This window comes from Paenibacillus sp. FSL R7-0204, assembly GCF_038002225.1.
In the GTDB taxonomy this organism is placed as follows: Bacteria; Bacillota; Bacilli; order Paenibacillales; family Paenibacillaceae; genus Paenibacillus_AQ.
Window position 1 is genome coordinate 6,388,321 of sequence record NZ_JBBOCA010000001.1, and the last position, 21,067, is coordinate 6,409,387.

Below are 21,067 nucleotides of genomic sequence, written 5' to 3' on the forward strand. Positions count from 1 at the left end.
TCCTACATTTTTAACATCATAATCGCCGGTGTTCCCACCAGCACAATCACAATCAAGAAGATAACCACCATCGGAAAAACCAGCTTCGACGATGCCTGTTCGCCGCGTGTGCGGCTGATCGCTTTCCGCTTCTCCCAGAGCATCCGTGACAGATCGCGCAGCGACAGAACAAAATCGGCCCCGCCTCTGCGGTAATTAAGCAGCACTGTAGTTGTGAAGATGGAGACCTCCTGCACGGCACAGCGCTTACTGAAGTTCTCGAACGCCTGCTGGAAGGAGTAACCTCCGTCCCATTCAGCCGTCATCTTAATCAACTCTGCGTAGAGCGGATGGGTGCTGTTTCCTTGACGGCTGTTCACACAGCGGACAATCGCCCGCTGAACCGTCTCACCCGCGCCTACCAGCAGAACAATACTGTTCAGCAGCTCAGGAAGCTCCAGCATAATATTCTGCTCCCGCATACGTACCTTTTTGTGCAGATCGCTAACCATCGCCACCGGCAGTGCAACTGCCAAGAGCCCACCGAGGATGATTCCCGCCTGCTCTCCCGTAAGCATTGTCAGCGCACTTCCGCCTGCGGCAAGCAGCCAGCTGTAGCTAAGCATCTCCCCCATGAACAGTAAGGTCCGTTCTGCACTGTAGCGCATACCATAGATCCGCTGCAGCGAGCGTTGTATCCTGAACATCACGGACGGGAGATAACTGGCGATTCTGCCCCTCTCTACAAGTAACAATAGAGGCTCTCCCAGCCGCCGCAGCCGCAGGCCCTCCATGGGTAGCTCCCGCAGAGCAACATAACGGCTGCCGCAGCTCATCCTCAGAATGAGCCAGCCCGCTGCGAGCAGAAGCAGAATCGCACCGCAGATCAATGACATCCCCTTCACTCACCCTCCCTCACAGCGGAATATCCATGATCTTGTTGGTCCAGAGATAACAGAGGAACAGTGCAATCAGCGCCAGTGTAGACACCGCTATTCCTGCACCAGTATACATAGGCTGCATATAGTCTCCGGCGCTCAGACTCATGAACATCACCATCATCAGCGGAGAGACCAGCAGCGCCTTCGCCTCGAATTTCTTCTGGGCTATACTGACTGCTATATCCTGCTGGATATCCAACTTCTCGCCGATGATCGATGAGGTGCGGCGTACGATCTCAACCAGATCCCCGCCCGTACGCTTGCAGACCATGAACACATCTGCGAAGCGCTCCACATCCTCCATTCCTGCTCTTTTGCTGAATTCATAGAGCGCATCTTCAATCGGCTCTCCGTTCTCCATCCGGGCACAAATGATATTCAGCTCGGAGATCATATCACTTGCGCCTTCCGGGTCAAGCATCCGCAGATCCTGCACAGCCTCGCGGAAGGCATTCTCCACCGAACGCCCGGCGGAGAGCGACGAAGAGAGCGAGAACAGCATCTGCTTGAATTGCAGATTCAGCGCAGCCCGGCGGCGCTGCAGCAGATATTCGCGGAGTAGCCGCGGCCCATATGCGCTTCCGGGGACAAGCAGTGCCGCCAGGAGCAGCCGGTGATAGAACAGGTAACCAATTCCGAACAACAGGGCTCCGGCACCCAGAATGACCAGCATTCTTTGCAGGGAGCTAAGCTCATATACGGTATAATCCGGCAGCAGCACCTGCTCTCCCCCTTGAGATGCACTGACCGGCAGCACGGGCTTCACCCTCTTCACGAACCCTTTATTTCGCCTTGCTAGGGGATGCCGGTCGCTCTTCTTCATTACGTTCAAGGTACACTCGCCTCCTGCGCAGAGCTTCTGCTCTCGTACTGCTTGAGCGGATAATCATGGATTCCGGCCATCCGCAGCTTGTCCGCATGCAGAAGCGGGTTGCCGCAGACCTCAAGCCTCCCCTGCACCCGGCCATCCTGTTCCCCCAACTCCCGAAATTCATATAGTGGATTCAAGATGACTTCGCCGCTGCGGATACCCGCAACCTCACTGATCTCCATCACCCGGCGTGAGCGGTCACGCAGCCGCGACAGATGCACGAATATATCGATCGCCGAGCTGATCTGTTGACGGACGACGGTTACCGGAAGATCAGCGGCGCTAAGCACCATAGTCTCCAGGCGGCTGAGCATGTCCAGCGCACTATTCGAATGCCCCGTTGACAACGAACCGTCATGGCCGGTGTTCATCGCCTGCAGCATATCCAGACACTCAGCCCCCCTCACCTCTCCGACGACAATACGGTTCGGCCGCATCCGCAGCGAGGTGCGGATCAGGTCACGGATGGTGATCTCCCCCCGTCCCTCCGTGTTAGCATTCCGGGTCTCCAGGGAGACCAGATTCGGAACCGTAACGATCTGCAGCTCTGCCGAATCCTCCACCGTAATGACACGCTCCTGCGGCGGGATGTACTGCGATAGAGCATTCAGAAAGGTTGTTTTCCCTGAGCCAGTCCCCCCGCTGATGAAAATATTGTATTTGGCAGCAACCAGAATCTGCAGCAGCTCGGCTCCTTCCTCCGAGAGCGCTTCACGCCTCACCAGCTCTGCCATCGACATCGGTGTCTCCGGGAATTTGCGGATGGTCATGGCCGGACCCTTCAGCGCTGCAGGCGGCAGTACGATATTGACACGCGAGCCATCCTGCAGCCGCGCATCTACAATCGGCGAGGATTCATTAACCACACGGTTGACGCCGGAGACGATAATCTGAATGATATCCTCCAGCCTGCTCCCCGATTCAAAAGCCAGCGGCAGCCTACGGATCATGCCCTCTTCCTCAATAAAGATCTCCTCATGGCTGTTGATCATAATCTCGGTGATCGCCGGATTATCCACCAGCGGCTGGAGAATATCCAGCCCCCGGAAGGAATCGAATAGCTTTTTCACCAGCTCGTGCTTCTCCTGGGCAGTCAGGAGGCGTAATTGCTCCCGCTCCAGAATGATCTGTTCGATATAAGCAGCCAGTTCATCATTCCCGATGACCGAGGTAACATCCAGCCCTGCACGGATGTCGCTGCGCAAGGCGCGGAACATCTCTTCATTCATATAGGAATCCGGGTGAACACCCCAGGCAATTCAGGCTCTACTATAGCTCTGGAGAGCTGCTGAATACCGTCAATGAATTGGGGAGAGCTTAGGCAGAGTTCTCCATAATGCTGTAACCCCCAGGATGGAATATATGGAAGTACAGCATCCAGCCGGAGGGCAGCAGATAGCGGACCTTCATTCTCCCCTCCGGTGCAGCCGTTCATGACGAATCGGCTCCTGTTCACCAGCTCCGGCTGCATGCCGGAGTGCGGACTGGCAATATAATCGAGCCAGCGTTCCGCCTTGCGGATACTGGCTTGGTCATTCTTCAGCACCCACAGCAGAATGCCGCACCTGTTCAGAACTGCCTGGGCCCGTTCCTCTTCGATAGCGCCGGTGTCTACAACAACCACATCATAACTTCCGGCTCCGGCCAGCCCTTCCAGTAGATCCAGCGTGTCCTGCCGGGACATCTGGAGCATCTCTTTGAAGTTCTCCACAGGCCGGAAGGCATCACACCGCAGACTGTCATGTCTGAACGCATAATCAGTCCATTTCGGCTGCCCTCTTCCCCCCTTATTCTCTGGTCCTCCAGCCTTAAGCTCATACAAGAGCCGCTCAAGACCGGGAACATGACTCCCCGGCATACGCAGGATGAAGCCGCTGCTGTCCACACTTTCCAGGTTCAGATAGAACACGGACAGGCCCACCGCTCCAAGCTGCTTCGCCATGTTCAACGCTACCGTGGTTTTGCCGCTGCCGCCGCTGGCTGAGACGACACCTAGCAGCAGCGTCTCTTCCTTAGGCAAAGCGGGCGTTCGCACCCGCTTCAGATCACTCAGCTGGAGAATCGCTTCCAGCAACGACGGCAGTGCCTGATACTTGGCAATATGCCTTCCCCCCGCCAAATCCCGGCCATTCGGCAATTCTCCGCCTTCACTTAAGACAGCCCAGGGAACTGTACTCCTCGCTTCCACCAGCCAGGCTTCAATGAAGGACGGGTCACCGGCTACCGCATCCGGCAGCTCGTCACCTGTCATAAATTCCATAAAAGCATCCAGTCTGCTGAAAGCCGTAATCCGCAGCATCTCCCCATATTCGCTATGATGAAGGTAATGAAGCAGCGGTTCAATATATTGGCTCTCCCTAACTGCAAGCACGATTCTTGCCGTCATGAACTCCTCCTCCTCTCTTGAATACATAGAAAAAAAGAACAGCAAAAAAGCACCGCCAATAACCGTGAATACGGTCATTGAACGGTGCTTCCGTTACTGTTCCTGTAATTTACTGCTATAGTAGCATATATATAAGAAGTCAGCAATATCTTTTTCACCACTATTTGAGAGAATCCCTCAGAATCCCCCTTACCGGCTACAGAAATCTGCGCTTCATATCCGGTGTCGGCAGCAGACACTGCTCATCCCGGCCGAACCAGCGGTAGCGGTTCCTGGCCACAATCCTGTACATAGCGTTACGTAGCGGCCCCGGAATCAGGATGAACACATAGGCGGCGGGCCACGGGAAGCGTAGGCGGCGGGCAATCCGCAGCACTGCTGCCGATTTTGTATAATATTTGCCGTCCTCTATCAGTACCACTGTGTCTAATTGCTGCTCCGGCAGGCCGCCTGCCTTAAGCAGTTCCCGGGCCGCTTCACTCTGCAAGGAGGCGAATTTGAAGTGCGCCTTGGGATCACGCGGAATAATGAACCGGACAATTCCCTGGCACAGATGACAGACCCCATCGATCAGCACAATAGATTGGCCCTGCATATCCTTCCGCTTCTCAGCCACATCGCCGCCCCCTTCCTCTTAAGCATAGTGTAACATTCGTATTCCCTTTTGAAAAAAAACAAAAAACGCGGGATAGCTCCCGCGCCTACAACGTCCGTTCGTCCAATTATTCAGCAATTGCTTTGTTAATCCATTCGTCCCCGGTCATTTGCTCTTCGAAATCAGCAGTGAAGGATTCCATGCATTTGCAGATGAAATCTTTGCGGCATACCGGACAAGGAGTCTTGAGCAGGCGGCTGATGTTCGTCATTTTCCATTCCGGAAACCGGTTGTAGAACGCGCGGCACTCCGTTCCGTCAGCAAGCTTGATAATGAACTCGTACAATCCTTCCTTATCATTGCTGCTGGCTTTGGTCACATTCGTAATACTCGGTTTGTAAGACATCTTCATCACCCATTATTTAAATTTTTGGTAGTTAATAACACGCGCGACATTAACAGATACTTAGACATATTAAAGAATTTCCGGGGTGATGTCAACCAAAGTACAGGCCCTGCACGCTATTTACCACACTTCCGGCCTTCTCAGACTCTATTTAGCCATTATTCCCAGCTTTGTCCATTCCTACCCGTGTCTCTGCGCTCAACATCATGTAAGACCAGACATTCAATGTCTGGCCTTACAGTTAACCATGCTATTCAATTTCACATTGCTGTCTATCTCTACAGAACGTTCAGCTCAACCTCAATGTTTCCGCGGGTCGCCTTGGAGTATGGGCAGAAATCATGTGCTTTCTTAGCCAGATCCTCTGCCACAGAGCGCTCAATACCCGGCAGCTTCACATCCAGCTTCACGGCCAGCTTGAAGCCTCCGTCGCTCTCGTCCTTGCCGATCAGCACATTCGAGGTAATCTCGACATCCTGCAGCTTTACGCCTTCTTTACGGGCAATATTAGCAAGGGCACTCTCATAGCATGCACCATAACCTGCCGCGAACAGTTGCTCCGGATTTGTCCCTGCACCGCCAGGACCTCCAAGCTCCTTCGGAATTTTGAGATCATGCTTCAGCGCTCCGTCGGACGATTCGACCGAACCTTCACGGCCTCCGCGAACCTTGGCTGTAGCAGTATATAGGGGTTTCAGTTTCAATGTACTCATTTTTAACGCTCTCCTTTTTAACACAAATTTTGTAAGAACACTTATCCTTAACTTAAACAACCTCACATTTTTGAAACGATCTGGCACATTATTACCTTTTAAAACTTGCTTCCGGCGGTGAATAGTGTACAATTAAATTGTGATAAATCAATGTTCGGGAGGAATCATTCATGAATGTCCATGATTTTGAAGCCAACACCCTGCGGGGCCAGGAAGAATCACTCTCCAAGTACAAAGGCAAGGTTCTGCTCGTCGTGAATACAGCCAGCAAGTGCGGACTCACCCCGCAATATAAGGGTCTCCAGGAAGTGTACGATAAATTCAAAGACCGCGGTTTTGAGATTCTGGGCTTCCCCAGCAATCAGTTTGCCGGACAGGAGCCGGGTGAGAGCGAGGATATTGCCGAGTTCTGTGAGATCAATTACGGTGTATCCTTCCCGATGTACGAGAAAATCAACGTCAAAGGTGCCGACGCCCATCCCCTGTTCAAGTATCTGTCCAAAGAGGCACCGGGAGTACTCGGCTCAAAGAGTATCAAATGGAACTTCACCAAGTTCCTGGTGGACCAGGAAGGCCGCGTACTGAAGCGGTTCGCCCCGCAGACAACACCGGATCAGATCGAAGAGGATATCGAGAAGCTGCTGCGCTAGAGCCGGTTCAACAAAAACACCCTTCATACCCGGATTAGTTCCGTATGAAGGGTGTTTTTGGGTTCAAAAAAAGCTGAGATCCTTGAATCATCAAGGATCTCAGCTTTTATGAAATAATATGCGGTAGAGAGGACTCGAACCTCCACGGGTATACACCCACTACCCCCTCAAGGTAGTGGGCTAGTTTGGATCAATTCAAATTAAATATGACGAAGCCCGTTGTAGCGGGCTTTTTGTATTTGTTCATGTGTTCTAATTCGATTAATTATAATGGCTTTTGTTGAATTTGGTCAACAATTCGTCAACATGAATATTATAAAACCCATCATCCAAGGTAAGAATGATTAAAGGAAAGATACATACTAAGGATGGTGTAATAATGGCAAGCATACAAAAACGCGGACCTAATTCTTACCTGCTTGTAGTCGAAGCAGGATACAACGCTAAAGGTAAAAGGATTAAAAAAACTAAAACTATAAAATCTCGAACAAAGAAAGAAGCCGAAGCTGAACTTGCTCGTTTCATTGTTTTTGTAGAAAGCGGTATGTACAGAACCCCTGCAAAAATGTACTTGCCTGAATTCGTTGTAGAGTGGAAAACCAAATATGCACAGACTGAGCTTTCCCCTTTAACGTTGAAAACGTATAACTTTCACTTAGAAAATCACATTTTACCTGCACTTGGCCATCTCAAACTCGATGAAATTAAACCAATGCACATTTTGAGCTTACTGGAGGATCTTCGTAAGCCTGGTGCAAGAAAAGACAATTCGAATGGAACATTATCAAGTGGAACAATCGAGTACATTTATCGAGTCATGAAGAATGTTTTCAGCCGTGCTAAGGATTGGAGTATTCTGACTCAAAGTCCTATGGCATCCATCAAAAAACCAAAGGTTACACAACAAAAATTAAAGTTTTATGATGAGCAGGAGGCTGCAGAAGTAATAACCTTACTTTATAAAGCACCTATTATGTGGAGACTATTCTGCATCTGTGCTATTCTCGGAGGATTTAGACGTGGGGAGTTACTAGCGCTCGAATGGTCGGAAGTAGATTTTGAAAACCATACTATTAAAATTAGTAAAAGCATCTCGCTGACAATAAAAAGTCAGGCAATTATTAAATTACCAAAGACAGATGACTCCATAAGAACTGTTGATATGCCAGTTTGGTATATGGAAGAACTCAAAATTTATAAGGAGCGCTGTGATAAAGAACGTATTGCTTTGGGAGAAAAGTGGCTTGGTGGGGATAAGAATTACGTATTTCATGCCGGCTTCGGAAAACCTATTTATCACACACAACCAAGTAAATGGTGGAAAAACTTCGTAGAGAAGCATGAATTTAAGTATGTGCGTTTTCATGATTTAAGACACAGTTGTGCGACAATCTTATTAGAAAATGACGTGTCTTTAAAAGCAATTCAAGAGCGTTTAGGGCATTCCAAACAACAGGTTACTGCAGATCTTTATACTCATGTTTCAAAATTCTTGAGTCGGGAGACTGCGAATAAATTTAATAAACTAAATCCAAACATTAAATAAGCTAACTTCCATGCAACAGCACGTATAAACTACTACTTTAGTTAAAGGTAACATAAAAAAGAGGGATCCTAGATAAGGAGTCCTCCCTCTTTTTTATTACAATCAAAAAAAGAATGTTATTCAGCTAGACTAATAGAAATAAAGTTTTCCATTCTTAGTTACTATTATCGGTGGCCGCTCAATCTTAGAATAAGATATATTTTTGAAAATTTCGAAGTTTTCTTTAGTTAAGAAAAAAGGACCTTCTATTTTATTCCTATGCTCGTCTATGGTGCTACATGATGTCAAGATAGAGAGTTTGATATCTTTAAGGTGTGAAAATAACTACAAAGTCCGTAGGCCACCCGGAGAACAGTTGGGGCAAAGCCCAAGCGAAGGCGCGGGAGGGGAACGAAGTTCCCTCCATTACTCAGTTGTGGATAAGAGCAAAGCCTGACGGTTATACACTGCTGCGGGTGTAAAGTTCTGCTGAGATTGATGAGGCAAGTAGTGATTATGCAAATGGATGTAATGTTGCCCCCCTGCCGTGTCTCACGGGGACTACTGTACTCGTTGATATAAAATCTCAGCCCAGGAAGATATGCTTCGTGTAGAGCTCGTCGATCCGATGCTTGAGGCGAATTTCCTCCGAGGAGGGAGGGACCGGTTGGTAATACTGGCTAGAGCGATTGAGGCTGAGCAGATCCGCCTGGACCTGAATCGCCAGGCCAAGAGTGTCCCATTCGAGGAGGTGCAGACGCTCGTCCCGGGGGAGATTAGCGGCCAGATTTTTTTGAGCCACGATAATTGAGTAGGTGAGCTTGCCCAACTCGGCGTAGAGTTCTTCGATCTGCTGTTCGCATTTTTTTTCGTTTTTGTGATGCCCTTTCGGTCACCCACAAACAATTGAGACAGGTTCTGAGTGGCTCATTTTTCCAGCTATTCAGGACATTGGCATGAATCCCTGCTTCGGAAGCGATCTGAGATACGGATTTTTCTTCTTTTAGAATATCCAGCACGATCCGTGCTTTTTCTTCCGGTGTAAACGTTCTTCTCGGTGTCGGCACAACTAAGGATCTCCTTTTTAGCTGTCTAGTTTCTATGTAGCATTATATACAAGCGTGTTGATTTCCCAAAAAAAGGGACAAAAAAGGCCGCCATTACGGGTAATGGTAAGTACGACCAAACCAAACCGAAATGAGGCGACCTCATGAATAAATATACCCCATTCTTAGCCGTTTTCAAACAAGTACTAACACCGGAAGAAGTCCAAATGGTGACCGGACAGACCGAGGACTACGAGGATACAGCAACCAAAATGACCGTCGAGTTGCTGCTCGATTACTTTGTCCAAGCCTGTTACCACAAATGGGACGGCTTCCGGCAAAGTGCCCGCTTAGGCCCAAGCGTTGACTTGCCCGAGATTCATTACTCCACGTTTTCCGGCAAGGCCGGTGAAGTCCCTTACGACATCTTCAAACGTATCTTTCAAATGCTCGCCCAGAAATGTAACCGGCAAACCCGGCGGCACCTGAATCTGCCTAAAGATCTTCTGCTTATTGACTCTACGACGATTACGGCGGCAAACTCCCACATGTCTTGGGCTCCGTATAAAAAATTCAGAGGAGGTTACTACTTAGGTATCCATGAAAAAATATCTGCCATGTTCCACGTTCCGAAAAGGAGTTTTACTCTCCCTTGTCGAAAGAAAAAAAGACAAAACCCGGGAGGTGAATGAGGTATGGATGTTAGCCCACAGCAAGTCCTTCAGATCAGTAAAGGGGATCCTGAAATTGCAGGCTTCATCCAGATGCTCCTCGAACAGAATCAGCGCCTTCAACAAATCGTTGACGCACAGGCGAAAGAGATTCAAACGCTGAAAAAACGCGTGCATGAGTTGGAACGGCAACTCCAGCAGAAGAGTCATAACAGCAGCAAACCTCCATCCAGTGACGGGCTTCGCAAGCCTCCCAATCTGCGGACTCCTGGCGGTCCCAAAGGCGCACCGAAAGGCCATCCGGGGACGACGCTCCATGTTATCGACAATCCGGATGAAGTCGTGGTCTGCGAATTAACCACCTGCCCGGACTGTTTAGGCTCGCTCGCAGATGCCCCTTGTGTGGGGGAAGAACGGCGTCAAGAATTCGACCTTCCCGTGTCCCGCATCTGGACCACCGAGTTTCGTGCCGAGCAGCGCTATTGCGCTTGCTGCCAAAAAGTCCAGCGTGCAGCCTTCCCGTCCCACATCACTGCTCCGGCCCAATATGGCCCCCGGATGGCGGCGTGGACGGTGTATTTGCATGCCTTTCACTTTCTTCCGCTTCAGCGGATGGCTCAGCTCTTCGAGGACTGGACCACGTATCGGCCCAGCGAAGGTACCTTGCTTTCCTTTTTAGAGACCGCCCATGACCGGTTCGCTCCCATCGAAGAGCATATCCGTACCCAGTTGCATCAGAAAGTCAAAGTCCATGCGGATGAAACCGGGTGCCGGGTCGGCGGACGGACTCAGTGGATGCATGTCATGTCCGACGAAACGTATACCTTGCTCCAGCTGCACGCCAAACGGGGAGCGCCTGCGATGAAGGACATCGGTTTTTTACCTACTTATACAGGGACCGTCGTCCATGACTGCATGAAAGGATATTTTAATGAGAATCATAGCTATTCCCATGCCTTGTGTAATGCCCATTTGCTCCGGGAATGCATCGGGATCGCCGAGCATGACGGACATGAGTGGGCGAAGCAGATGAAGGATCTGCTGACGGAGGGCTGGACCCAGGCGCTGCGTTCCCGTCAAGCAGGGGTTCCTTTGGAGACGGAGGTCATTCAATCGTTTTGCAAACGGTACGACGCGATTCTCCAAACGGGCGAAGGTGAATGGTCGAAAGACTGGGTACGGGCCAAAACGTGTAAAAAAGGACGGGCCATTAAGAGCAGGGCCGGCAACTTGGGAGAACGCTTTTTGGTGTACAAAGAAGCGATTCTCAAGTTTCTTTGGTGTCCCGAAATTCCCTTTGATAACAACCAAGCCGAACGTGATCTCCGAATGGTCAAGGTCAAGCAAAAAGTCTCCGGTTCGTTTCGTACAGAAGCCGCGGCGCAATGGTTTGCCCGCTTACGGAGCGTCGTCTCCACCTACATTAAACAACAACTCCCTGTCCTTGCCTCGCTATCTCTTGCCTTTTCTGGTAACCCTGTTTTGAAGTGACCTAAGTAGTAACCAGAGGAGGCATTAAGCTGCATGTCGCTTTTTCGCATGGGCAGCGTTCTCCCGTGAAAGTGGTCGAGTCGATTGCCCGGCGCAATGACGCTCCATTTGGAGAAGTCTTGGCCGATAAGGACTACCTTTTAGTCCAGGATCGAGCGTATGGAAAAATCGGTCGATTGGATCAATATGTGCAGCAAGGTCAGTCCTTTGTGATTCGTCTGAAAGACAATCTCCATTTGGTGATGCCGCGAAAGCTTCAGCGACCGGCGGAAGGAGATACCAAAATTGTACGCGATATCACCTGTTATATTGGTCAAGGGAAATGCCAGTCCGCCCAGCGCCACCGCGTCGTTGAATTTGAAAATGACCGGGGTGAAGTCGTACGGGTCGTGACCGATTTGAGAAAAGAGTCCGCTCATGTGATCGCTGAAATCTACAAGGCCCGCTGGCAAATTGAAGTCTTTTTCCGCTGGATTAAACAGCATCTGAATGTGCCCTGTCTATTCGGAACGACCGAAAATGCGGTATATAGCCAGTTATATGTGGCCTTTTGTGTCTATGTGCTTTTAAAGTGCCTATACGATACCGTTCAACCTAAAGTCCCAACCTTTGCTCAATTGACCTTTTGGGAATTTATGCAGTATTGGCGTATGTTTAATCTTCCGCTGGAGTGGCAGGTTCAGTTTAATCTGCTCAGGCGTAAAGGTCATCCTGGCATTTTGTCCCTCCCATAATATGGGTAATCAACACGCCTACATTATATAGAAGATTTATTGGAACCAAGCTAGTAAATAACGATTATAAACTGATTTATTCAACAAACAAAAAACACCAAGTATCGAATGTACAAACGACACTTGGTGCTTTTTTGATTTTAATGACATTTTTTATAAATCACCAATCTTCCGTCAAATTCAATTCTCTTTTACAGATGTCACATTGCACATAAATAACCAAACCCAGGCTAGTTGGAGTGAACACATAAGAGAATTTCGCTCCTGTTACATCAATAGGCTTACATGAATCCCATTCCTTTATCTTCTGTTTCATCTCCTCAGTAATTTCAAACAACATCTTATCCCCTCCATTATTTTTTAAAGTTCGTTTATTTAATAAATCTCTTAACGTTAAATGGTGTGTTGATTATTTAAACTTAAGCATACTTTATTTTAGTGGTTATATGCCCGTTTGAGTATCAATTGGTACATCTTGAAAAAAATATCTTATCGAGTGTTCTCATGAATCTTCAACAACTGATTCAAGACAAAAATCCTTTGAACTTTATCTTCAGCAAACATAAACATTTGCTTCTTATATTTGGATCCTAAGTATCGCTCATTTTTCTCATAAATGTTGAGTAATTGTGGATGTAGCTTATACATCATCATAATCCATTAATTAACAATACCCTTTATTCAAAAATACAGCTCCTATTATAATATTTTCTCCATCTTATAATTATTAATCCTGCCCTTTTAAGCACACTCTTAGCTTCTTATTAAAAAATCTTTAAAGCGGGTTAATAACTGTCTAACTACAAAATACAAAGAGCTCTCCTAATTTTAGGAAAGCTCTTTGTACTTTAGTGGATTATGTTTATTACCTTGAATTACACTGATCCTTAAGCCACTGTTCTACAATCTCGTCAATAAAAATTATTCTCCTCCGTATTCTCACATGAGGAATTTGTTTCTCTCTTACCATGGTATAAATACTATCAGTTGAGACATTCAAGTACTCAGCAATCTCATTAACAGTAAAAGTTTTATTCACGTAATATCACACTTCCTTTAAGCAAATTAATTTTTCTGTTAGAATGATGTTTGAATATTGTGGACATTCCTCTTGTCCGCGCCTGTTCCTCACAGGCCAAGACAGTTCCCGCTGTAATTACGCATCCCAAATGCGGTAAAATGACATGTTTATTTAGGCATGTCTAAAATTCGTAAATTTTATTACGTATAAGCAAATGTTCTTATCCGAGCATTTTATTAATCATCTTTAGTAAACTACACTTTGAGAGTATCTACTCATAGTGTTTTTTGATGAGTAAATTTATCAAATCACCAATCCAAATGTCTATTAGAGACTTTACACAAGTTAGTATACCCATCTCAATTTCTTCATTAAAAATTCTCAGTTAAAGTGAGGGTATTAAAAGATTAATAAATAAATACTTAGTATTTTCAACCAAATTACTCAGTTTGACTGAGGAAAATCAACCCACTCTTTTATCTGATGTATGATTTTTATCAATGGTAATTAGTTTGGATGGTGATGAATTTGGTTAGTTATCGTAAGAATCGAAGTTATCATAGTAAATATCGAAGTGAACCAATTAAAAAAGCATCTCAATATTTACTGGCTGTTACTAATAAAGAAAAAGATACAATCAAAAATAATTTAAGAAGCATATTAACAAAATTAAACCATCAAGATGTACTAATGATTCAGAGCAACAAATCATTATGGGAGCAGTTAATGTTAAAATCGGACTACCATCTAAGACGGATTTTATGCAAAAAACTATTTAATTTAAATGAAAGCCACCTTATGGATGCACTTAGCTATTCTTCTGGCTCAGCTAACCAACTTTTCAGTAAAACAGGGATTCCCGATCTTACAAGAGCCTTTCAAATTGGCATGCTTTTCGGGCACCCTTGGCAGATGCTAAATAAAAATACCCCCGATGAGTTATCTTACTCTTCTTTTTCAGAGTATTATTATCACGGGGTTGCTAAAAGGATCAACTTCAAGACATTAGGAAATGAAAAATCCAACGTAAAAAGTATCACCGGTTATGTTATTACCGATCCCCAAAAGCTCTTCCGACAAGAGCTCACTCCGGTTACTGGACGTTGGGTTACTACATTTCCGGAAATGGATTATTTCGAATTCCATCTCACTTCAGAGCTTTTATTAGATAAACAAACTCTAAAGAAAATCTTGAGCGTTTTTCCGGAAGCAAATGACGTTGTAGGAACCTATATCCCTTTTCGCCCACAGCATACAGCTTTATGGATTATGACTCAAAAGCCTGGAATGGAATCACAGTACAATAGAATAAAAAAAGAATTAGCTGAATACCGATATAAAACAGCCTTCTTATACACAAAATCATAATTAAAATTGTCGTCACCTCTCCTTAGGATAGGTGACTTTTCTCATTCGGACTGAGATTTTTCAATATCCCTCTTATTAAGCAAATACTGATATCAACAAACTACTTTAAGAGGGGATTTTAAAATGGATGAGTATTTCAAACAAGATGATCCACAAAATTCAGACCAACAAAACAATATGGAACCTGAAAGAACAAAAGAATCTTTTCGTCAGAATGCTTCTTTCGACGAAAAGATTCTTTTAAATGAAGGTATGTTTTACCACTCCAGTGACGATCATGATATTAAAAAAGCAACCCGAGTGAGGATTGAGAACATGCTCTATGCGAATACCCTTCAGCAAACAGAAGCACCTGTAAGTACATATATCGGACGACAAGGTATTAATCAGTGGATCTTGGATAATAACGTGCTCACCGATATCCCAACAACTTTTCTAAAAAAATATCTATATAGTAAGAAGGCAAGGGACGCTTTTTATTTTTACAGAGATGAATATTTACTAATTCTAGAATTGACTCAACGCCTTTCTGGACATCTAAAAACACCTGCCCATAAACTTATGGATGAACACCTTCTAGATCAAGAAGTATGGTCGTATTTGTCAACATCCTTTGCAACAACAAAGTCAAAGCAACGTCTCATAAATTCTTTGATTACCTACATTACTGGGGTTACTGGATACGATACTAAAGAAGTTCTTTTATTTCCCCCAGTAAAAAATCTCAAAAAAATGGTTCATCCAAAGTTGGAATTGTACACAAAGCAATTAACGAAAGAAGGAAAATCCAAAAACACCATAAACACATACAAGAATCACATCAATTGTATGCTGTCCTGGCTAGTTAACAATATGAAAGATTTCACAGGGTATGAGTTACACAACATTCCTATCTTATCAATTAAAGAGATTCATCTACAGGAATTTCGGTCCTACCTATTGATGAAACAACGAAAAGGAGATTATCGTTCCATCACTATTAGTGAATGCATCTATGATGTTAAGAACTTTTTTGTATTTCTAAAAAAATCGTTTGGTTTTCCAAATCCAGCAAGAAAACTAAAATCGATAAAAGCACCTCGCTATCATTTCCGAGACCTGCCTACTGAAGAACAACTCATTGAATTTTTTAATGTCATTGATATGTATTCCGAAAGTCCACTTTTGGAGTCTGTCGCTTTTCAACTCATGGTTACACTTGGCCTTCGTTCAATGGAAGTATCACATGTATCGTGGAATGACATCAACTTGGAGACTAAAACAATTATGATTCAAAGTAAAGGAGGAAAATACCACATACTACCGTTAGCAGGTAAACTCTATCGCAACTTAGAGTTGTTCCAACGTTTTCCTTTAACGAAAAAGTACTTATTTGGTGATGATCCGGTTAAGATTGTAAGTCAGCTCAAAGAGAACTACAAATTATATAGTCACGTTGCTGGATGGAATTTCCCTGGCGCATTACATTTATTCCGTCATTGCTTCGTAACGAATCTAGCGGGAAAGAACCCCCCTCCTCAAATACTAAAAGAACTATCCCGGGTGGTAAAGATGGATACAGTAAGTTTGTATACTCATCTCAATCAACGAACGAATTGGCTTTCTCAACAAATTAATAAGCTTGACTATTCACCTCAGGGAGGTAAATGATTATGCCTATTTACGACATGGAATTTGAAATGGATCTTTCCTTAGGAGATAAGATTAAAGAAATGGCTGAAGCCTTTGGTCCCGATAAATTCCTGCAGGTATTAAATCAAATGGACTGGGTTCCAAAAAACACAACTACCAGCAAGCCGGCAGAGCATGTGTTACTTCAAGAAGCTGTTGAATATTATTTTTCTAGTGATTCATATACAGAACTTGCAAAATCATCGAAAGAAGCCTACCGCTATGAAATGGGTATGTTCATCAAATTTTGTAATAAGCATTTTCAGGAGCCTGATTTCAAATCGGTTTGTACCTCTCCATTTTTAGGCAGTTATTTAGCACTGGTTAAAAATAAAAACACACGAAGTAAAAAGGCTGCATTTCTAAGAAGCTTTTTAAGAACCGTTCTTGACCATTTTTATGAAGAAAATATTAATAACTCAACTTTCGCAGCACAAATCTCCAAACAAACCCTTGATATAGCTGGGTAAACTAGAGATCCAATCTTGTAGTTGACAAAAAACAGCTGTTTTGTTCTTCTTGGTTTTGGCCTCTGACATTTCGAGAAATAAACTCATGAGTTGCTGAAGCGCGGTCTGGAAGTCCAGATCGCGAACTTCATCTGCAAAGAGGAAAAAGAGTCCTCCCAGTGTCCGGTCATCACTCGATTGACGCCGTTCGTATTCCATTGCCAAATAACGGCTGAACACAATCGTTGTGTGACTGATCAATTGGTCGAAGGAACGGCCTTGAAATTCGGTACCCAGTTTCAAATAGCTTTTGGTGACTTTGAAAAAAGTCTCTATACTCCAGCGCATACCGTAGATTCGTACAATTTCAGCAGCATCCAGCGTTACGTCTGTACTTAAAATCGCCAGCCATTCCCGTTTTTTATTCCGGTTACGGACAAAAACAAGCTTCACGGGCAGATCACAGGTCGTGTGTACGATGACGGAGCCTTTGATGTCTTTTGAATTGGACTTCGGAAGGCTTTGAAAAACTTCACTTAGCGTCATTCGCTTGCCTTGAACCAGATAGCGCTGTTTCATTTCCTTGACCATACCAATCACAGCGAGGCCTTTGCCTGTGAGCTGACGAAGCAGTGGAGCTTGCGTAAACCAGCTATCCATGAGTACGTAATCGGCGGTGAATCCTGCACGTAAAGCCCGTTCCAGCAAGGCAACAACGGCATCCGGCTTCCGAGAAAAGGCCTCCATTCGACGTTTGTACCCGTTGCTGCGTTTCGAGAGATTCGAAGCCATTTCGCACAACCGATTGGCCAGTTTAGCTGAAGACAGCATGGCAAAGTCAAGCGGAGCGAAGCTAAAACCGTCCGACCAGCCCAGGGTTAGCATGGTGTAACCTTTGGTAAATTTGCCCGTGGAATGGTCAAAGACTCGTGCCAGTAACTCTGCTTTTTTGCTCCGGTTTCGGCTCAAAACGGAATCGTCGATGATGAACACTCGTACACGCGTAGATGAAATAAGCGATTCGAAACCCTGCACGGTGCGAAGACTTAAGGTTTGCAAAAAGCGCCGCCACGCAAAAGAAGCTTGATTCAAAAATCGATAGATGACATCTTTGCCGGGAAGATCTGCTCTACGGTCACTTTCCAGAAGTCGAAACCAGTTCTTTCCTTCGAAGACCAAAGAGAAAACGATTTGAAAAACCGCTAGACTCGAAAGACCAAAGGATTTGGAAATGCCTGCGTGCCGTAAGGCTTTCCCGATGTGGAGCGAAGCAAAAAGTTTGGAAAAGCGAGACTGTTCAGACAGGGAATGTTGTTGTACCATAGTGTTACGCACCTTTCTTGTTGGCATGGTTGATTCGACACTTCCATGATACCAAACAAGAAGGTGTTTTTTGTCAATAGAGACCAATATATTGAATCCTTCTTACGCCCTCAACGGTTTATGACAATATTCCAGGTGCGAAAGTTGAGTTAATAAGCTAAAACGTGTATTAAAAGTAACTGTCGATAAACGACGTCTCCCCCGTGCCTTTACCAAAGAACAAATTGATGAGTTAATTATGCTTGCAAGATTAGGTCGAGAATCTTTCCGTAATTTTGTCATCCTATGGACTTTCCTTGGGACAGGAATTCGTCTCAGTGAATTGCGAACTCTCCAAGTTGGAGATATTAAACCTCAAAAACAAGAGATTTATGTACGTTCAAAGGGTGAAAAGGAGTATAAGACTCCATCAAAAATCACAGAATTTTCACTGGAACTACTCAACCAGTTTGTGAAATTTAGGTATGGTGCTATAAGGGATTTACCCAACTATTCTGAACTATACGTCTTCTCCGACAATAAGGGAATATCCCCTCTTCATGATAGTACAATTCAAAAAATGTTAGCTAACCTCATAGAAGAAGCGTCTACAATTAGTGATGATGACAAAAGGGTTTATCAGCTATCTGTTCACTCTCTTCGTCATTCTTTTGCGCTGTATTTGTTAGAATCTGGTGTAGATCCATACACGATTCAGCAATTGCTTAGGCACAAATGGTTGAGTTCAACCGAGGTTTATCTTAAATTGTTTGACGATACACTCGTTAAAGTGATCAATCAACATCCGCTCGCAAATCTAAAAGTCACTGACTTTTTTTAAGGAGACCAATAAATGAACAACATCTTGTTTGAATCAAAATACTATAAATTTTGGTATGAAAATGTAGAACTTTTAGGGAAGGGGGATGTCCAGGTTCAATTGCGTAAGTTCGAAAAGTATTTGTTACTGAGGGGATTCCAGGGGAAGCTTGATTTTGATAAATTTCATGCAAGTCAAAAATATCCCGGCTCTTTTCGCCCCATTCAGGAATATTTTATCGATCAGTACGTGGAGTATCTTCTCACAGATTATCGTGCATCAAATTTTGTTATGTACAATGCAATAAGTTCATTAAAGAATTTTTTAAAATTTTTATATGATATGGATTTAATCCAACATAATCCTATGGAGGATTATCGCAATCCATATTACGATCGGCCAATTAAAAATACTGCACTTTCAAAAGAAGAATGCCTTACTCTTCTTGAAACTGCATTAAAAAAGGAACCATTCTTTCGTCAGGAGTTTGTTTTAATATGGTTTATGCTAATTACTGGGGCAAGAAATTCAGAAGTTAGATTCCTATCAGAAGATAGTGTTAATTTAGAGAGTAGAATATAAGCCTGTTGATTACCCAAAAAAAGGTAGCAAAAAGGCCGCCATTTCGATAAAGTGTTTGTACCCCTACAAACCTTCCGAAACGAGGCGGCCTCATGAAAAAGTCTACTTCAATTTCAAACATTCTGCAATTGGTGATTCCCGAGGAAAAACTACGTCCGATTCTGGAAGAATTAAACTATATTGATGTTGCGCGTAAATTTACCGTGTATGATTTGTTTTTGTTTCTAGCTGAAGCAGCGTTTCAGCAGTGGGACGGGTACCGAGACGGCGCGCAACGGATGTCCCTTCAGGGACAACGTGCGGTGAATTATTCGACGCTTTCCAAAAAGGCTAAAGAGGTTCCTTTCTCCTTATTTAAGCGTCTATTGAAACTCATGATAGGGCTCTGTAATCGGAAGGCCAAGCGGTCACTCGGTATTCCGAAAGAACTGTTAATCGTGGATTCAACCACCATTTCGGTCGGTCAAGGCCGCTTGCCTTGGGCACAAATTAAAGGCAGAAAAGCAGGCGTTAAGCTGCATGTCGGATTACTTGGGGACTCGAATGAATTGCACAAAGTGACGGAGACCCCGGCTGTACAGCATGATTTAAACAGTTGCGCCTTCCTGCTCGACAGCCAATATATTTTGGTGGCAGACCGCGCTTACGGGAAGCACAAGCTGTTTGACAGCTATCAAGAGAAGAAAGAGCGGCAATATTTTGTCATTCGGCTTAAGGATAACACCACGCTCGTGAATCCGGTCCCGCGCCTGCGAAATCGCCCATTTGAGGGAAGTATCGAGCAGGATTTGACGTGCCAATTAGGAAAGGTTAAGGCGCTCAGCAAGAATCAGTTTCGGGTGGTGATTCTTAAAGATCCTAAAGGGAATCCCGTCATTCTTGCGACAAATCTGCACTGGCACTCCCCCGAAGCCATAGCAGACATCTATAAGAAACGTTGGCAGATTGAAGTATTTTTTCGTTGGATTAAGCAGCATTTAAACATTCCCAAGTTATTTGGAACCACAGAAAATGCAGTATATGGGCAGCTATACGTGGCTTTATTGGTGTATGTGTTGCTAAAGTTTCTGTTTGAACAGGGAAATAGTACTGTGCATGTTAGCGCTAGATTAACGTTCGCCGAGTTTGATCGATTATTTACGCTGCAAAAGCTACCTGTGGAGTGGAAGATTTATTTAGCTCATGTTACTGACATTATCACCAAAATATAGGTAATCAACAGGCTTAAGTAGAATAGTTTTAATTAGAAACGGCCAAAAAGGTGATGCTCGTCCTACAGGCATCACCACTGCTCTATCAGAGGAACTTAGGCGATATATGGATCATCCGAGCTATATCTCTTGGACAGACAACAATATTGATACGTTATTTTTCCATGGAAAGAATCGACTAACCGCTCCTGGGTTAAGAAAAATATTGAGAGATCTGTCCCTCGAAGCAAACCTTTCCCGTGTCATAACGCCTCATGACTTGAGACGTACAACTGGATATCTCATGCAATCGGCTGGTGTAAGTATGGTTGCGATTCAAAAACAGTTAGGACATCAAATCTTGTCTACAACTCTACGATATGTCCCACCATTAAATGACTTAGCTGAGATTCTAGTCCAGTCAGATGATAATAGACCATAAATATAACAAAGAGGCACTGTAATTTCTCTAATTATATGAAATCGCAGTATTTTTCATTTTGGAGAATTCGAGCACATGAATTACAATAGCTTTAGCAAAGACTATTTGAAAAGAAACATCTCTCAAATAAGAGATAACAACTAAGAGCTGGAATCTACTAACTTAAAAGTAAATTCACTTATAAAACTCACGAAAAAATTTGCATATTAAAAGC

The 21,067-nt window shown here is 44.7% G+C and carries 23 protein-coding genes and 1 pseudogene; 13 read left to right on the forward strand and 11 right to left on the reverse strand.

Going from position 1 to position 21,067, the window contains the following annotated elements; all coding sequences use genetic code 11:
• Nucleotides 1-2: 2 nt before the first annotated feature.
• The 7 genes from MKX42_RS27640 to MKX42_RS27670 all read right to left on the reverse strand — a co-directional run bounded on the left by MKX42_RS27640 (nt 3) and on the right by MKX42_RS27670 (nt 5,876).
• The gene (locus MKX42_RS27640; protein ID WP_340757858.1) at nt 3-875 is read right to left on the reverse strand and encodes a type II secretion system F family protein; all 873 of its coding nucleotides are present in this window, start codon (nt 873-875) and stop codon (nt 3-5) included.
• A 19-nt stretch (nt 876-894) separates the two neighbouring features.
• Nucleotides 895-1,743 (reverse strand): type II secretion system F family protein, encoded by an 849-nt coding sequence (locus tag MKX42_RS27645; protein ID WP_445669395.1) that lies wholly within the window; start codon nt 1,741-1,743, stop codon nt 895-897.
• Nucleotides 1,744-1,748: 5 nt separating this feature from the next.
• Nucleotides 1,749-3,020 carry a CpaF family protein gene (locus MKX42_RS27650; protein WP_340756198.1) on the reverse strand — a complete coding sequence of 424 codons (1,272 nt, stop codon included), beginning with the start codon at nt 3,018-3,020 and terminating at the stop codon, nt 1,749-1,751.
• The gene (locus MKX42_RS27655; protein WP_340756199.1) at nt 3,017-4,177 is read right to left on the reverse strand and encodes a hypothetical protein; all 1,161 of its coding nucleotides are present in this window, start codon (nt 4,175-4,177) and stop codon (nt 3,017-3,019) included. The genes MKX42_RS27650 and MKX42_RS27655 overlap by 4 nt, the downstream gene beginning before the upstream one ends.
• A 196-nt stretch (nt 4,178-4,373) precedes the next feature.
• On the reverse strand, nt 4,374-4,772 hold the full coding sequence (locus MKX42_RS27660; protein WP_340757860.1) for a thiol-disulfide oxidoreductase DCC family protein: 399 nt from the start codon (nt 4,770-4,772) through the stop codon (nt 4,374-4,376).
• Nucleotides 4,773-4,899: 127 nt separating this feature from the next.
• Complete coding sequence (locus MKX42_RS27665; protein ID WP_036727511.1) at nt 4,900-5,178, reverse strand: hypothetical protein; 279 nt, start codon at nt 5,176-5,178, stop codon at nt 4,900-4,902.
• Nucleotides 5,179-5,456: 278 nt separating this feature from the next.
• The gene (locus MKX42_RS27670) at nt 5,457-5,876 is read right to left on the reverse strand and encodes an organic hydroperoxide resistance protein (protein ID WP_076082511.1); all 420 of its coding nucleotides are present in this window, start codon (nt 5,874-5,876) and stop codon (nt 5,457-5,459) included.
• Nucleotides 5,877-6,061: 185 nt separating this feature from the next.
• On the opposite strand from MKX42_RS27670, the gene MKX42_RS27675 reads away from it, so the two are divergent.
• The 3 genes from MKX42_RS27675 to MKX42_RS27685 all read left to right on the forward strand — a co-directional run bounded on the left by MKX42_RS27675 (nt 6,062) and on the right by MKX42_RS27685 (nt 8,877).
• Complete coding sequence (locus MKX42_RS27675; protein ID WP_036727508.1) at nt 6,062-6,541, forward strand: glutathione peroxidase; 480 nt, start codon at nt 6,062-6,064, stop codon at nt 6,539-6,541.
• Nucleotides 6,542-6,920: 379 nt separating this feature from the next.
• Nucleotides 6,921-8,087: a tyrosine-type recombinase/integrase gene (locus MKX42_RS27680; protein WP_340756202.1), complete on the forward strand. Its 1,167-nt coding sequence runs from the start codon at nt 6,921-6,923 to the stop codon at nt 8,085-8,087.
• A gap of 646 nt (nt 8,088-8,733) precedes the next feature.
• Nucleotides 8,734-8,877 (forward strand): hypothetical protein, encoded by a 144-nt coding sequence (locus tag MKX42_RS27685; RefSeq protein WP_340756204.1) that lies wholly within the window; start codon nt 8,734-8,736, stop codon nt 8,875-8,877.
• Here the strand turns inward: MKX42_RS27685 and MKX42_RS33495 are convergent.
• Nucleotides 8,843-9,133: a transposase gene (locus MKX42_RS33495; RefSeq protein WP_445669346.1), complete on the reverse strand. Its 291-nt coding sequence runs from the start codon at nt 9,131-9,133 to the stop codon at nt 8,843-8,845. The genes MKX42_RS27685 and MKX42_RS33495 overlap by 35 nt on opposite strands.
• Before the next feature lie 143 nt (nt 9,134-9,276).
• Here MKX42_RS33495 and MKX42_RS27690 point away from each other — a divergent pair, with 143 nt between their 5' ends.
• Genes MKX42_RS27690 through MKX42_RS27700 form a run of 3 tightly spaced genes read left to right on the forward strand, consistent with a single transcriptional unit; the run spans nt 9,277 to nt 12,008 of the window.
• Nucleotides 9,277-9,804 (forward strand): hypothetical protein, encoded by a 528-nt coding sequence (locus MKX42_RS27690; RefSeq protein WP_340756206.1) that lies wholly within the window; start codon nt 9,277-9,279, stop codon nt 9,802-9,804.
• A 3-nt stretch (nt 9,805-9,807) separates the two neighbouring features.
• Complete coding sequence (gene tnpC, locus MKX42_RS27695) at nt 9,808-11,274, forward strand: IS66 family transposase (RefSeq protein ID WP_340753767.1); 1,467 nt, start codon at nt 9,808-9,810, stop codon at nt 11,272-11,274.
• Nucleotides 11,275-11,297: 23 nt separating this feature from the next.
• Nucleotides 11,298-12,008, forward strand: coding sequence for an IS4 family transposase (locus tag MKX42_RS27700; protein WP_340757862.1), 711 nt, complete (start codon nt 11,298-11,300; stop codon nt 12,006-12,008).
• A gap of 160 nt (nt 12,009-12,168) precedes the next feature.
• Here the strand turns inward: MKX42_RS27700 and MKX42_RS27705 are convergent, their stop codons facing one another.
• Nucleotides 12,169-12,348 (reverse strand): hypothetical protein, encoded by a 180-nt coding sequence (locus MKX42_RS27705; protein WP_340756207.1) that lies wholly within the window; start codon nt 12,346-12,348, stop codon nt 12,169-12,171.
• A gap of 525 nt (nt 12,349-12,873) precedes the next feature.
• Entirely contained in the window at nt 12,874-13,047 is a 174-nt protein-coding gene (locus tag MKX42_RS27710) for an excisionase family DNA-binding protein (protein ID WP_209876478.1), read from the reverse strand.
• A 510-nt stretch (nt 13,048-13,557) separates the two neighbouring features.
• Here MKX42_RS27710 and MKX42_RS27715 point away from each other — a divergent pair.
• The 3 genes from MKX42_RS27715 (at nt 13,558) to MKX42_RS27725 (ending at nt 16,538) form a co-directional block, all read left to right on the forward strand.
• Nucleotides 13,558-14,397, forward strand: a complete 840-nt coding sequence (locus tag MKX42_RS27715) for a hypothetical protein (protein ID WP_209876477.1) — start codon at nt 13,558-13,560, stop codon at nt 14,395-14,397.
• Nucleotides 14,398-14,520: 123 nt separating this feature from the next.
• Complete coding sequence (locus MKX42_RS27720) at nt 14,521-16,047, forward strand: tyrosine-type recombinase/integrase (protein WP_340756208.1); 1,527 nt, start codon at nt 14,521-14,523, stop codon at nt 16,045-16,047.
• A 2-nt stretch (nt 16,048-16,049) separates the two neighbouring features.
• A complete protein-coding gene (locus tag MKX42_RS27725; RefSeq protein ID WP_340756210.1) occupies nt 16,050-16,538 on the forward strand; it encodes a hypothetical protein in 489 nt (162 codons plus the stop codon).
• Here MKX42_RS27725 and MKX42_RS27730 read toward each other — a convergent pair.
• Nucleotides 16,488-17,840, reverse strand: a complete 1,353-nt coding sequence (locus MKX42_RS27730) for an IS4 family transposase (RefSeq protein ID WP_340755062.1) — start codon at nt 17,838-17,840, stop codon at nt 16,488-16,490. The two genes, MKX42_RS27725 and MKX42_RS27730, sit on opposite strands and share 51 nt — an antisense overlap.
• 220 nt (nt 17,841-18,060) lie before the next feature.
• On the opposite strand from MKX42_RS27730, the pseudogene MKX42_RS27735 reads away from it, so the two are divergent.
• From MKX42_RS27735 to MKX42_RS33500, 4 genes and pseudogenes are all read left to right on the forward strand, one after another.
• Nucleotides 18,061-18,660, forward strand: a pseudogene (locus MKX42_RS27735) (tyrosine-type recombinase/integrase); the annotation flags it as partial.
• Between the two features lie 12 nt (nt 18,661-18,672).
• Nucleotides 18,673-19,221 carry a hypothetical protein gene (locus MKX42_RS27740; RefSeq protein ID WP_340756212.1) on the forward strand — a complete coding sequence of 183 codons (549 nt, stop codon included), beginning with the start codon at nt 18,673-18,675 and terminating at the stop codon, nt 19,219-19,221.
• Between the two features lie 92 nt (nt 19,222-19,313).
• A complete protein-coding gene (locus MKX42_RS27745; RefSeq protein ID WP_340751609.1) occupies nt 19,314-20,432 on the forward strand; it encodes an IS4 family transposase in 1,119 nt (372 codons plus the stop codon).
• Nucleotides 20,433-20,463: 31 nt separating this feature from the next.
• Complete coding sequence (locus MKX42_RS33500) at nt 20,464-20,853, forward strand: tyrosine-type recombinase/integrase (RefSeq protein ID WP_445669396.1); 390 nt, start codon at nt 20,464-20,466, stop codon at nt 20,851-20,853.
• Nucleotides 20,854-21,067: the final 214 nt, after the last annotated feature.

Bases quoted from the DNA above. Each gene is read 5' to 3' on its own strand.
- MKX42_RS27640 (WP_340757858.1), bottom strand. From the start codon at position 875: ATGTCATTGATCTGCGGTGCGATTCTGCTTCTGCTCGCAGCGGGCTGG.
- MKX42_RS27645 (WP_445669395.1), bottom strand. From the start codon at position 1,743: ATGAAGAAGAGCGACCGGCATCCCCTAGCAAGGCGAAATAAAGGGTTC.
- MKX42_RS27650 (WP_340756198.1), bottom strand. From the start codon at position 3,020: ATGAATGAAGAGATGTTCCGCGCCTTGCGCAGCGACATCCGTGCAGGG.
- MKX42_RS27655 (WP_340756199.1), bottom strand. From the start codon at position 4,177: ATGACGGCAAGAATCGTGCTTGCAGTTAGGGAGAGCCAATATATTGAA.
- MKX42_RS27660 (WP_340757860.1), bottom strand. From the start codon at position 4,772: ATGCAGGGCCAATCTATTGTGCTGATCGATGGGGTCTGTCATCTGTGC.
- MKX42_RS27665 (WP_036727511.1), bottom strand. From the start codon at position 5,178: ATGTCTTACAAACCGAGTATTACGAATGTGACCAAAGCCAGCAGCAAT.
- MKX42_RS27675 (WP_036727508.1), top strand. From the start codon at position 6,062: ATGAATGTCCATGATTTTGAAGCCAACACCCTGCGGGGCCAGGAAGAA.
- MKX42_RS27680 (WP_340756202.1), top strand. From the start codon at position 6,921: ATGGCAAGCATACAAAAACGCGGACCTAATTCTTACCTGCTTGTAGTC.
- MKX42_RS27690 (WP_340756206.1), top strand. From the start codon at position 9,277: ATGAATAAATATACCCCATTCTTAGCCGTTTTCAAACAAGTACTAACA.
- tnpC (WP_340753767.1), top strand. From the start codon at position 9,808: ATGGATGTTAGCCCACAGCAAGTCCTTCAGATCAGTAAAGGGGATCCT.
- MKX42_RS27705 (WP_340756207.1), bottom strand. From the start codon at position 12,348: ATGTTGTTTGAAATTACTGAGGAGATGAAACAGAAGATAAAGGAATGG.
- MKX42_RS27720 (WP_340756208.1), top strand. From the start codon at position 14,521: ATGGATGAGTATTTCAAACAAGATGATCCACAAAATTCAGACCAACAA.
- MKX42_RS27725 (WP_340756210.1), top strand. From the start codon at position 16,050: ATGCCTATTTACGACATGGAATTTGAAATGGATCTTTCCTTAGGAGAT.
- MKX42_RS27730 (WP_340755062.1), bottom strand. From the start codon at position 17,840: ATGGTACAACAACATTCCCTGTCTGAACAGTCTCGCTTTTCCAAACTT.
- MKX42_RS27740 (WP_340756212.1), top strand. From the start codon at position 18,673: ATGAACAACATCTTGTTTGAATCAAAATACTATAAATTTTGGTATGAA.
- MKX42_RS27745 (WP_340751609.1), top strand. From the start codon at position 19,314: ATGAAAAAGTCTACTTCAATTTCAAACATTCTGCAATTGGTGATTCCC.